The following is a 12,913-nucleotide window of genomic DNA, read 5'->3' as shown; positions in this document are numbered from 1 at the left end:
AATCCCTACCTTTTTTTGTTTTCTCTATTTGTACGCTTTGAGTGCGCTTTTTTCTCTGTGCGCTTTAATTTATCTAATTCGTAACGGAATTTCTTTTTATAACCAGGTTTAACTTTTTTCTTTCCTTTAAGTTTATGCTTTAAATTCTGCTCTATATTATCTTCTTTTTTAGTTCTTGATTGACGTTGTGTTCTATCTTTAATTTCAACTAATTCACCATTTTTAACGTCACTATGGATAAATGAGAAACCGTTTTTCTCGATTTGATTTATTAAATCTTCCTCATCCGGTGTATAAATTGTTATAGCAATTCCTGTATAATTACCACGACCTGTACGACCCACACGGTGTGTAAAAAAGGCGATATCTCGAGGAATATCATAGTTAATCACGTGACTTACACCGTCAATATCAATGCCACGACTTGCAAGGTCACTAGCTACAACGTATTGATATTCCAGGTTCTTAACACGTTTCATTTGTTGTGTTCGTTCTCTAGGTGCTAGTCCACCATGGATAACCCCTACTTTTACCCCTTGATCTTGCAAGTATTCAGCTACTTCATCTGCACGTTCACGACTGTTCGCAAAAATTATCGCTAAATATGGATTAATTGTTGTCATAATTTTAGATAGTTGATCTTTTCTATCATTACTCTTTGTTGGTACTAAATAGAAAGTTATGTTTTTATTTGTTTTTTCATCTGGTTCTATCTCAATAAATTCTGGTTTAGATAAATATTTATTTAAGAATGGATGTAATGCTTTTGGAATTGTAGCAGAGAATACAGCAATTTGAGCTTCTCGTGATACGTTCGCAGCAATCTTATCAACAGTAGGTAGGAATCCTAAGTCAATCATCAGATCTGCTTCATCAATAACAACTGCACGCGCTAAATGTATATGTAATACATTCTCTTCAGCTAAATCTTTGATACGGTTTGGTGTTCCAATTACAATTTGTGGTTGTACTTTTGATTTTTGTATATCTTTATTCTTATCTGTTCCACCGATATAAAGACCCGCTTTAATTCCTTCTGTAAACGAGATTAAATGCTCAGCTGCATCATATAATTGCTTCGCTAATTCTCTTGTTGGCGCTAAAATAATAATTTGTGGATGTTGAATATTCACATCCACTTTATTTATTAATGGTAGTAAAAATGCATGTGATTTTCCTGTACCGGTTTGTGATTGTCCAATTAAGTGTGTTTCTTTTTTTAATTTAGGAATTACTCTTCTTTGGATTTCTGTGGGCTGGTTGAAATTTAAATCTTCCACCGCTTCTACTAAATATGGTGCAAGTTCAAATAACTCAAATGGGTGTTTGTCCATCATAATCCTCCTTTAATGTTCATCTCATGTATTATATAGGAAAGATTACGAAAAAGAAAGTAATGTTTTCTAAAATTAAATTATTCAATAGTTCAATCAAAGTTTGTTATACTTATAGTTAAGTAAATTGCTAGGAGGAATACAAATGGAAATCATTAAGATTACACCTCGTGGTTATTGTTATGGTGTTGTCGATGCAATGGTCATTGCTCGTAATGCATCTCTTGACAAAACATTGCCACGTCCAATATATATATTAGGTATGATTGTGCATAATAAACACGTTACAGATGCATTTGAAAAGGATGGTATTATAACATTAGATGGGCCAAATCGTTTAGAAATTTTAGAAAAAATTGACGAAGGAACAGTCATCTTTACTGCACACGGTGTGAGTCCAGAAGTTAAAAGACGTGCAAAAGAAAAAGGATTGGTATGTATTGATGCAACATGTCCAGATGTTGAAAATACACATGCATTAATTCGTACTAAAAAAGCTGAAGGTTATCACGTCATTTATATCGGTAAAAAAGGGCATCCTGAACCTGAAGGTGCTGTTGGTGTTGCACCAGAAATTGTACACTTAGTTGAAAATATGAATGACGTTGCGAATTTAGATGCATCTTTAAAGGACCATAAATTAATCGTTACGAATCAAACAACAATGAGTCAGTGGGATGTCAAGCATTTAATGGAAGAACTTGAACAAAAGTTTCCTCATATTGAAGTGCATAAAGAAATCTGTCTTGCAACGCAAGTACGACAAGAAGCTGTTGCAGATCAAGCTGGACAAGCCGATGTACTTATAGTTGTTGGTGACCCGAAAAGTAATAACTCCAATCGTTTAGCTCAAGTGTCAAAAGAAATAGCACATACTGAAGCGTATCGTATTTCTGATATTAGTGAATTGAAACTTGAATGGTTACAAGGTAAAACAACAATCGCAGTTACTGCAGGTGCTTCAACACCTACTCCAATTGTTAAGGAAGTCATTGATTACATTAAAGCCTATAATCCATTAAATGTCGAACCTATTCCTAAAAAATCAGGTGTACCAACTGAAAAAATATTGCCCAAAATTAAAAATGCGACTCCGGTTAAAATTTTAGATTAATAATTTTTAATATTAAAAAATAAAGATACTGATTCTAATCAGTATCTTTATTTTTATATAACTGTAAATGGATTTGTATTAATGTCAGAAGCCATAACTTTAACACTTTGGACATATGTTTCAATTATTCTTTTCAGTCCATTCTTCATGACACTCTCAGAATAATGAGTAATATCAATTGCATATATTCCTGCCATCATTAGATCATGCGCTTCATGATATTTGATATCACCGGTTAAGAATACATCTACACCCTCACGTTGCACTTCTTTCATATAACTCACACCAGCACCACCAATTATTCCAATAGTTTCGATTTCTTTATCGTCACCTATCATCTTAACGACGTCTAAATTTAATTTTTCTTTTGTATATTGTGCAAATGCACTTAATTTCATCGGATAAGAAAGTTTAGCTTTAACTCCCGTACCATATTCTGCTTCAATATCAAAAGATAATATATCAAACGCAGGTGTTTCATACGGATGATGCTTCTTAATTATTTCAAGAACAGCTGGTTTTAAATTCGATTCAAATACGCATTCCACTTTCATTTCTTCTTCATAATGCACTTTCCCATTTTCCCCGACAAATGGATTAGCATTGTCAAGTGCACGAAACTCTCCAGTCCCATTTACTGAAAAGAAACAATGATCATAATCACCAATTTGACCAGCTCCAATTTCTGATAACACTGATTTCAGTTGTTCAGCATGTGCAAGTGGAACAAAGATTTGTAGTTTATTGATTTGTTTTTGTTGAGGTAATAATATATGAATATCTTCAAGCAATAATTGCTCTGCAATCATCGCACTAACACCTTGTGGATGGGCATCTAAATTAGTATGCAATGCAATTAAATGCATATCATGCTTAATTAATGTTTGGATTACTTTACCATAGCCACTCGCATGAATAGATTTAATCCCACTAAAAATTAACGGGTGATGACAAATAATAGTGTTGATATTATTATTTTTAGCTTCTTCAATGACTTCTATTGTACAATCTAACGCTGTTAATATACCTGTCACTTCTGCCAATTCATCACCAATTAATAAACCAACATTATCCCAAGATTCAGCCGTATTAAACGGTATTTCTTGATTAATAGCATGCAACAAATCTTTAATCAACATATCCTAACACCTCTTTTAATATCAATATTTCTTCTGTTAATTGTTTATGTTTTTCTGCATGAACTGGGTTGTTTTGTATGGTTGATAATACCTTAACTAAATGTTGATATTCTCTATCCCACTTCTCAATAAATACTTCACTTTTATTATTTAATAATATAGGTCCGAATTTCAGTTCTTTACTCGAATAATTGACAAATGTTTCTGCTTTTTCAGCAACGATAATTTCATACGTATGGTTTTTATCTCTCATAATCTCTTCAGCAATAACTTCATAACCTATTGTTACAAGCGTCTTACGTACTGCCTCTGAATGAATATTGCTTTGTAAAATTAACCTCGGAGCATTAACTAATTTCTCTTTTCCCGTCCAAATAATATCAGCGATGAGCGGCCCACCCATTCCGCAAATTGTAATGACATCTACTTCACCAGGTTGAATGACTTCTAAACCATTACCTAAGCGAACATCAATGACATTTTCTACACCATATTTTGAAACATTATTAACAGCCGCTTCGAAAGGTCCTTTAACGACTTCTCCGGCTACTGCTCTTTTAATTTGATTATTTTCAAGCGCATATAATGGAAGGTACGCATGATCTGAACCAATGTCAGCAAGCACCTCATGATTTATATATTGTGCTACGGTTTTTAAACGGTTATTTAATGGTATCATTACGAATCCTTTCAAAAAAAAATCTTTTGCTCTTGGCAAAAGATTTTAATTGTTTATTATTTTGCTTCTTTTAAATACTTAACTAAGCTATCTAAATCTTTATCAGCAATTTTTGAAGCATCGTGAGCAGGCATCGCGCCTTTACCTTCACGGATAATCTTTTTAGCTTTTTCAGTGTCAGAGATTCCTGCTAATTTAGGACCCATTCCACCTTCTAAGTTTTGACCGTGACAAGAAGTACAGTTATCCTTTGCAAAAGTTTTAGCGTCAAACTTTTGTTCAGTTTTAGCTCCACCTTCACCTTTTTCTTCACCTTTATTAGCACCATGTGCTGCCATAAAGAATATTAAGCCTACGCCCATAAGCATAATAAGTAAAAACGGAATTACTGGATTACGATTCATTCAATTTACCTCCCTTTATTTTTACCATATACATATCTATTTTATATTAAAAACAGTGATTGTCAAAGACTTTTCACAATTTAAATGGATATTTTAATCCATAAAATCTTTTAATCGTTTACTTCTAGATGGATGACGTAATTTTCTTAAGGCTTTTGCTTCAATTTGACGGATTCGTTCACGTGTAACACCGAATACTTTCCCTACTTCTTCTAGCGTGCGTGTACGCCCATCATCAAGACCGAATCGTAATCTTAATACATTTTCTTCTCGATCTGTTAATGTGTCCAATACGTCTTCCAATTGCTCTTTTAATAATTCATACGCTGCATGATCAGCTGGACTTTGTGCATCTTGGTCTTCAATAAAATCACCCAAATGGCTATCATCTTCTTCACCAATAGGTGTTTCCAGTGATACAGGTTCTTGTGCGATCTTTAAGATTTCTCTCACTTTTTCAGGTGGTAAATCCATTTCCTCACCAATTTCTTCAGGAGACGGGTCACGCCCTAAATCTTGAAGTAATTGACGTTGGACACGAATTAATTTATTAATTGTTTCTACCATATGAACTGGAATACGGATTGTTCTCGCTTGGTCAGCAATTGCACGTGTAATTGCTTGACGAATCCACCACGTTGCATATGTTGAAAATTTAAATCCTTTTGTGAAATCGAACTTCTCAACTGCTTTGATTAAACCCATATTACCTTCTTGAATTAAGTCTAAGAATAACATCCCTCGTCCAACATAACGTTTTGCAATACTTACAACTAAACGTAAATTTGCCTCCGCAAGTCGTGCTTTAGCAACTTCGTCTCCTTGTTCTATACGTTTTGCAAGTGCTATTTCTTCTTCTGCACTCAGCAAGTTAACACGTCCAATTTCTTTTAAATACATGCGAACTGGGTCATTAATTTTTACACCAGGAGGCGCAGATAAATCATTTAAATTAATTTTATCATCTGTATCATTTGCATCTTTTTCATTGATTAATGAAATATCATTTTCCGCGATTGCTTCGAAAAATTCATCCATTTGGTCTGAATCCATTTCGAAATTTTGTAATTTATCAGCAATTTCTTCATGACTTAGGTGACCATTTTTCTTACCAGTTTCAAGTAAATTTGCTTTAACTTGATCTAATGTTAATAATTCAGCTACTTTTATTGTTTTTGCTTTCTTTTTTGCGGCCATGATTAAACCTCCCAGAATGTCTAGTACCTTTTTGATCGTTGATATTGAATTATTTCCCTTGCGATGCGATCTCTATTTTCCATATCACCCATAGCGATTGCTGTTTTCAAATCCTGTTTCAACTGATTAAGATGCGATATTTCGTGTTGTTCTTCGTTTAAAACATACACATAATCTTTAATTTCATCTGTCGTTGGTTCAGAATTAATTAGCATACTTTCAATTGATAAACAAACCTCATGTATTTCATGAGGAATGATTTCTATAAATTGACTGAGATTAAAATGGTCTGTACTCATGTAATACCCTAATAACGCTTCATAAATCACACGATGATATGCATTAGAGAAATTTTTGGCAGGAATAGAATCTTTAAATTGATCAAACAAATATTTATCTGTCATAAAATGCTTAAGTACAACGCGTTCAGCAGTCTCGATTTTATTCAATGTTTCATCCTTAAAAGTAACATTAAATTGATTGATTGGACGTTTTTTCTGATTTTTTTGTACTTGATATTTTAGACCGTCAAAATCTACTTTAAACAAATCACTTGCTTCTTGCAACACTTTTTTCTGCAATACTTCAGAATTCATAAGTTTAGCATCTTGAATAATATTATTCAAATGCTTTTCATATGCCAAATCATTATTTTTAATTTCCGATAAAAAGTACTGCATATAAAAACTTAAATAGTTAATCTTATTCATTTGAAAATACTTTAAGAATTGGTCAATACCCATTTCTCGAATCATCTCGTCTGGGTCTTTTCCATTTTGAAGTGGTACCACAAATACATTTAAACCTTCAGTTAGTAACGCTTTCCCAACTTTTAAAGTTGCTTCTATACCCGCTTTATCACCGTCATACATAAACGTTATGTTTTGAGCTAGTTTCTTAAGCGTCATCACATGTTCACGACTTAAAGCTGTTCCCATAGTAGCAATTGCATTGTGTATCCCTACTTCACCAAGTTTTAGAACATCCATAAACCCTTCTAATAATACCACCTCATCTGCTTCACGTATTGCCTTACGCGCCACATCAATATGATATAAGATATTTCTTTTTTGGAAAATAGGTGTTTCTGGGCTATTAAGATATTTTGGTTCACTTCCATCATAACTTCGCGCAGAGAACCCAACTGTGTCACCACGGGAATTATGAATTGGAAACATAATTCGGTTTCTAAAGCGATCAAAGTAACTAAAATTTTCTTCATTTCGACTTAATAATCCCGCCTCATAGGCTAAAGATTCATCAAACCCACGTTTTTTTAAGAAATCAAGTGCAAAATGACTGACATTTGGACTAAATCCAATCTTTTCTTGTGAAATCATTTCATCTGTCAATCCACGGTCATGTAAATATTTTAGTGCTGGTTCAGCTTCTTCAATTGCTTTTAAAACATAGTGATAATATTCTTGAAGTAAATTATGCATCTCTATCATTTTAGATTGATGATTTTCAACAATTGGCACGTTACTAACATTTTCAATCGTAATATCCACATTAGAACCTAAAATTTTTACCGCTTCAATAAATGAAACGTTTTCAATTTGTTCTATAAACTGAAAGACATTTCCACCTTTTTTACACCCGAAACAATGGCAAATTTGCTTTTCAACAGAGACGGAAAATGAAGGTGTTTTTTCATCATGAAAGGGACATAAACCAATATAGTTACGTCCCCTCTTTTCTAATTTTACATATTGACTCACGACATCTAGAATATCGTTTTTTTCACGTATTTCATTAATAATATTTGGATCGATTTGCAAACTTACACCCCATCATACCCACATTAATGTGTTGTAATAATCTTAATAATTTCATTCGCTGTCTCCTCAATTGCTTTATTAGAAACATCAATAACTTCACAATTGATTTTCGAAACGATTTCTTCAAAGTACTTTAATTCTTCTAAAATACGTTGATCCTTTGCATAGTTAGCATCATTCTTTAAACCTAACTGCGCTAAACGTTCAATACGAATTTTATTTAATTTTTCTGGATCAATTTTTAGAGCAATACATTTTTTAGGATCGATTTCAAATAATTGATCAGGAGGATCCACTTCAGGTACTAACGGAACGTTCATTACTTTAAAACGTTTGTGTGCAAGATATTGACTTAACGGTGTTTTAGATGTTCTAGAAACACCGATCAAAACGATATCCGCTTTCGATAATCCTCGTGGGTCACGACCATCATCATATTTCACTGCAAACTCGATTGCTTCGATTTTCTTAAAGTAATCTTCATCAAGTTTATGCACCATACCAGGTTCATTTAAAGGCTTTTCTTCTAATGTCTCTTCTAAAAGACCCATCAATGGACCCATTAAATCGACATTTTTAATATTATGCTTATCTAATTCAGACTGCATGTACTCTCGTACATTTGGTTTCACAAGTGTATAAACAACAATCGATTTTTGTTCTGCTGCTAAGCTAATTACTTCTTTTATATTTTCATGTGTTTCAATATATGGTAAACGAATTGTATCAACAACGTTATTTAACATATTAAACTGTGAAATACAAGCTTTAGTAACGAGTTCTGCTGTTTCACCAACTGAATCTGATGCAATGATTAATCTAATTTCATTCATAAAATAAATTCTCCTTATTCGTCTTCGATTAGAGAAACAAATGCTCTCGTTATTGTAGTTTTACTAATACGTCCAGTAACTTCATAATGACCGTTTTTTTCAATGACAACTGGAATAGAATCAATTTGCTTATCAATAATTTGTTTTGCAGCATAAAATAATAAATCATCTTTATAGCACACTGCAACGTTAGGTACTCGTGTCATATAAACATGAATGGGCGTAGTATGTATTTCTTGCCCCCCCATCGATGCACGCAATAAATCTTTTCTTGAACAAACACCAACTAAATGATTATTCTTATTTGTAACAAAAAGCGTTCCGACATCATCTAAAAACATCGCACATATTGCTTCATAAGTACTTGAATCTTCATGAATAACAATCGGCACAGATTGAAAATCTTTCACGCGGAATTTTTTAATGGACTCAGATAGCAACTGGGTACTAGATTTACCAGTATAAAAATATCCAACACGTGGACGTGCATCTAAATAACCAGCCATTGTTAATATAGCTAGGTCAGGACGCAATGTTGCACGAGTTAAACTTAATTTTTCTGCAATCTTCTCACCAGTTATGGGGCCATTATTTTTTACTATTTGTAAAATCTTTTCTTGTCTTTTATTTAGTTCTATGACAATCACCCCAATGTAGACATAGTATCTTAATTTTATTATAACGATTTTAAAATATTTTTACAAATGGACAGCATAACAATTGAGCTCTTTTGGAATTCGTGTTATATTCTATTTAAGCGAGTTAAGGATGGTGAAAGCTTAACAATTTATTGGCGATATACATTACATATTAAATAATTAAAGCGAGTAAACACTAATTTGGGTGGAACCGCGGGTATATATACTCGTCCCAAGGCAATCAATTTGCCTTGGGGCTTTTTGTTTACTCAAAATAAATGGAGGAAATGACATGACAGAAAACAAAATGGAAACAATTGTTAACCTTGCAAAACACCGTGGATTTGTATTCCCCGGTAGTGAAATTTATGGTGGTTTAGCAAACACTTGGGATTACGGTCCATTAGGTGTGGAATTGAAAAATAACATAAAACGTGCTTGGTGGCAAAAATTCGTACAACAATCACCATATAATGTAGGGTTAGATGCAGCTATATTAATGAACCCAAAAACTTGGGAAGCCAGTGGTCACTTATCAAACTTTAACGATCCGATGATTGATAACAAAGATTCGAAAATTCGTTACCGTGCAGATAAATTAATTGAAGATTACATGCATGCACAAGGTGATGAGCACTTTATCGCCGATGGTATGAGCTTTGATGAAATGAAACAATTCATCGATGAAAAAGGTATAGTATGTCCTGAATCTGGTACAGCGAACTGGACTGAAATTCGTCAGTTCAATTTAATGTTCAAAACATTCCAAGGTGTTACCGAATCATCTACAAATGAAATCTTCTTACGTCCAGAAACAGCACAAGGTATTTTTGTAAACTATAAAAATGTTCAACGTTCTATGCGCAAAAAATTACCATTTGGTATCGCACAAGTTGGTAAATCATTCCGTAATGAAATCACACCAGGTAATTTTATTTTCCGTACGCGTGAATTCGAACAAATGGAATTAGAATTCTTCTGTAAACCAGGTACTGAAATGGAGTGGCAATCATATTGGAAAGAATTCGCTGCGAAATGGTTAAAAGATTTAGGTGTCAAAGAAGAAAATACTAAAATGCGTGACCATGATACAGATGAATTATCGCACTACTCTAATGCAACAACTGATATTGAATACAAGTTCCCATTTGGTTGGGGTGAATTATGGGGAATTGCAAGTCGTACAGATTTCGATTTAACTGCACACATGAATGCATCTGGTGACGATTTCAAATACCACGATCAAGAAACAGGTGAAAAGTTTGTACCTTATGTTATCGAACCTTCATTAGGTGCTGACCGTGTTACATTAGCATTCCTTTGCGATGCCTATGATGAAGAAGTATTAGAAGGTGATGAGAAACGAACAGTATTACGTTTCCATCCAGCATTAGCACCATACAAGGCTGCAATCTTACCATTAAGTAAGAAGTTATCTACAGACGCAATGAAAGTATATGAAGAATTAAGTGCATACTTTGCTATTGATTTTGATGAAAGTCAATCTATCGGTAAACGTTACCGACGTCAAGATGAAATCGGTACTCCTTTCTGTATCACATTTGACTTTGATTCATTAGAAGATAATCAAGTTACAGTTCGTGACCGTGACACAATGGAACAAGTACGTATGCCTATCAATGAAGTAAAAGCTTTCTTAGATGAAAAAATTAAATTTTAATTATACAATTAAAAGCACTCATGTCCAATAAAACATGAGTGCTTTTTACATTTTATTCATATTTGTCAACTGCTCTATTATATTTCGTGACTTTATGTAAACTCCTACAAATTCATCATACAATTTAAATATAAGCATTTCCATTTCTCGCACTAATTCATCGTTTATTTTCATACCACTGACTTTCTCGAGTGGTATTTCATCTAACAAATATAACATATATAATGCTTTATTCGATATACGAATGGCATACGGATCATCGATTAATCCAAATTTCGTCAACACGCTATTATATTTAAAAGAATACGCAACAAAATCTTTATGGTCCATCGCACCATCATGAGTGCTAAATTTAAAATTCGGTTCAAACCCATAGATAGGCATCATTTTAAGCGAAACAAATAAAGCAATTAATGCTTCGTTATCTCCTTGTGATATTTTAGCTAATCCAAATTTCAATAATCGATACACTAATTGATTTGAAGTATCATCATCTAAACCTCGATCGATTAATTCAACAATATATTGTGCATAAGATAAACGCATAATATCACTACGAATCGAATAATGACTTTCAATCGTATCAACTGAACTGAGGGTCCCCATCCCTTTAAATTGAGAGAAAATAAAAAGATTTTCATAAAACAAATCTAAACCTGCACCATACTTTGTTGATTTACGAGCATTTCTTGCCATCACTGGCACTTTAACACCCGCTTCATTCAAAAAGGTGATAATCAAATGATTATCACCATATTCAACTCTCTTGATAACAATACCAACAGATTTTTTAAGCATTAATACTCATCTTCTCTATAACCAATTTGACGAATAAAGTTCGGTTTGTTTCTCCAGTCTTTTTGTACTTTTACCCAAAGCTCTAGATAAACTTTCGAACCCAGTAACATTTCGATATCCTTACGTGCATTCTGTCCAATTTGCTTTAACATAGAACCTTTTTTACCTATGATGATTCCTTTCTGAGAATCACGTTCAATATATATGGTTGCTTCAATATCGACTTGATCTTCAGAAACACGTGTCATCTTTTCTACCTGAACACCAATCGCATGGGGAATTTCTTGGCTCGTTAAATGTAAAGCTTTCTCACGAATCAGTTCAGCTACAATAAATTCTTCTGGGTGATCTGAAATCGTATCTTTAGGATAATACATTGGCCCTTCAGGCATATAACCTTCAATGACTTCTACTAAACGATCAATATTATTACCTTGTAATGCTGAAATGGGTACAACTTCTGCAAATGGTAATAAATCTTTATATTTTTCAATTTCTTTAATCAATTGATCTGGGTGAATTTTATCGATTTTATTTAACACTAAAAAAATTGGCGTTTTGTTTGATTTTAATAAATCTATAATAAATTCATCTCCACGTCCTAAACTCTCTTCAACGTTTACCATGAAAAGAATTGCATCAACTTCACGCAAAGTATTTTTAGCGATTTTCATCATATAATCGCCTAATACGTGTTTAGGTTTATGTATCCCAGGTGTATCGATAAAAATAATTTGAGATTGTTCAGTCGTTAAAATTCCTTGTACTTTATTTCTTGTAGTTTGTGCCTTGTCAGACATGATTGCAACTTTTTGCCCTAGTACTTTATTCATAAATGTTGATTTTCCAACATTTGGGCGTCCAATAATTGCTACAAATCCTGATTTAAAATTATTTGACATCTTCTAAGTCCCTTCCTGAGAACCCAAGTGGTAATAAGTCATCTACCGTACGTTCAATTACATCTCCATTAATATTCGTTAAAAATACTGGCATTTCATCATCACATAATTCTTTTATTACTTGGCGACATGATCCACAAGGCGATGATGGATTCTCAGTATCTGTTGTTACAACTAACGCTTCAAAATCACCAGGTCTATAACCATGTGCGATTGCTGAAACGAGTGCTGTACGCTCAGCACAAATACAATCACCATATGCTGCATTTTCTACATTACAACCATCAAACGTTACGCCATCTTTTGCTATTAAATATGCGCCAACTTTAAATTTTGAGTAGGGTGTATAAGCTTTTTCTCTCGCAGCTTTCACACCTTCCAACCATTCTTTTTTAAATTCCATTAATACCCCT

Annotated in this window: 13 protein-coding genes; 2 read left to right on the top strand and 11 right to left on the bottom strand. The window is 33.4% G+C overall.

Features of this window, described 5'->3' with window-relative positions:
- Positions 1-5: 5 nt before the first annotated feature.
- Entirely contained in the window at positions 6-1,334 is a 1,329-nt protein-coding gene (locus ACMGE9_RS11535) for a DEAD/DEAH box helicase (protein ID WP_414044500.1), read from the bottom strand.
- A 145-nt stretch (positions 1,335-1,479) separates the two neighbouring features.
- Between ACMGE9_RS11535 and ACMGE9_RS11530 the strand changes: the two genes are divergently transcribed.
- Positions 1,480-2,448: a 4-hydroxy-3-methylbut-2-enyl diphosphate reductase gene (locus ACMGE9_RS11530; protein WP_414042910.1), complete on the top strand. Its 969-nt coding sequence runs from the start codon at positions 1,480-1,482 to the stop codon at positions 2,446-2,448.
- A 53-nt stretch (positions 2,449-2,501) separates the two neighbouring features.
- Here the strand turns inward: ACMGE9_RS11530 and ACMGE9_RS11525 are convergent, their stop codons facing one another.
- The 7 genes from ACMGE9_RS11525 to ACMGE9_RS11495 all read right to left on the bottom strand — a co-directional run bounded on the left by ACMGE9_RS11525 (position 2,502) and on the right by ACMGE9_RS11495 (position 9,128).
- A complete protein-coding gene (locus tag ACMGE9_RS11525; RefSeq protein ID WP_414042909.1) occupies positions 2,502-3,587 on the bottom strand; it encodes a Nif3-like dinuclear metal center hexameric protein in 1,086 nt (361 codons plus the stop codon).
- Positions 3,577-4,266: a tRNA (adenine(22)-N(1))-methyltransferase gene (locus ACMGE9_RS11520; protein WP_414042908.1), complete on the bottom strand. Its 690-nt coding sequence runs from the start codon at positions 4,264-4,266 to the stop codon at positions 3,577-3,579. Before ACMGE9_RS11520 ends, ACMGE9_RS11525 begins: the two co-directional genes overlap by 11 nt.
- Before the next feature lie 56 nt (positions 4,267-4,322).
- On the bottom strand, positions 4,323-4,670 hold the full coding sequence (locus ACMGE9_RS11515) for a c-type cytochrome (protein ID WP_414042907.1): 348 nt from the start codon (positions 4,668-4,670) through the stop codon (positions 4,323-4,325).
- Between the two features lie 93 nt (positions 4,671-4,763).
- Positions 4,764-5,867, bottom strand: coding sequence for an RNA polymerase sigma factor RpoD (rpoD, locus tag ACMGE9_RS11510; protein WP_414042906.1), 1,104 nt, complete (start codon positions 5,865-5,867; stop codon positions 4,764-4,766).
- Between the two features lie 20 nt (positions 5,868-5,887).
- On the bottom strand, positions 5,888-7,648 hold the full coding sequence (gene dnaG / locus ACMGE9_RS11505; protein WP_414042905.1) for a DNA primase: 1,761 nt from the start codon (positions 7,646-7,648) through the stop codon (positions 5,888-5,890).
- Between the two features lie 23 nt (positions 7,649-7,671).
- The gene (locus tag ACMGE9_RS11500) at positions 7,672-8,481 is read right to left on the bottom strand and encodes a pyruvate, water dikinase regulatory protein (protein ID WP_414042904.1); all 810 of its coding nucleotides are present in this window, start codon (positions 8,479-8,481) and stop codon (positions 7,672-7,674) included.
- 14 nt (positions 8,482-8,495) lie between these two features.
- A complete protein-coding gene (locus ACMGE9_RS11495; RefSeq protein ID WP_414042903.1) occupies positions 8,496-9,128 on the bottom strand; it encodes a helix-turn-helix transcriptional regulator in 633 nt (210 codons plus the stop codon).
- Between the two features lie 283 nt (positions 9,129-9,411).
- Between ACMGE9_RS11495 and ACMGE9_RS11490 the strand changes: the two genes are divergently transcribed.
- A complete protein-coding gene (locus ACMGE9_RS11490) occupies positions 9,412-10,800 on the top strand; it encodes a glycine--tRNA ligase (protein WP_414042902.1) in 1,389 nt (462 codons plus the stop codon).
- A gap of 45 nt (positions 10,801-10,845) precedes the next feature.
- Here the strand turns inward: ACMGE9_RS11490 and recO are convergent, their stop codons facing one another.
- Genes recO through cdd form a run of 3 tightly spaced genes read right to left on the bottom strand, consistent with a single transcriptional unit; the run spans position 10,846 to position 12,903 of the window.
- A complete protein-coding gene (gene recO / locus ACMGE9_RS11485; RefSeq protein WP_414042901.1) occupies positions 10,846-11,598 on the bottom strand; it encodes a DNA repair protein RecO in 753 nt (250 codons plus the stop codon).
- A complete protein-coding gene (era, locus tag ACMGE9_RS11480) occupies positions 11,598-12,500 on the bottom strand; it encodes a GTPase Era (protein WP_414042900.1) in 903 nt (300 codons plus the stop codon). The genes recO and era overlap by 1 nt, the downstream gene beginning before the upstream one ends.
- Complete coding sequence (cdd, locus tag ACMGE9_RS11475; RefSeq protein ID WP_414042899.1) at positions 12,490-12,903, bottom strand: cytidine deaminase; 414 nt, start codon at positions 12,901-12,903, stop codon at positions 12,490-12,492. The genes era and cdd overlap by 11 nt, the downstream gene beginning before the upstream one ends.
- Between the last annotated feature and the right edge of the window lie 10 nt (positions 12,904-12,913).

The sequence above is a fragment of the Macrococcus animalis genome, assembly GCF_047425875.1.
Classification (GTDB): Bacteria; Bacillota; Bacilli; order Staphylococcales; family Staphylococcaceae; genus Macrococcoides; species Macrococcoides animalis.
This window is presented reverse-complemented; position numbering and strand designations above follow the sequence as displayed.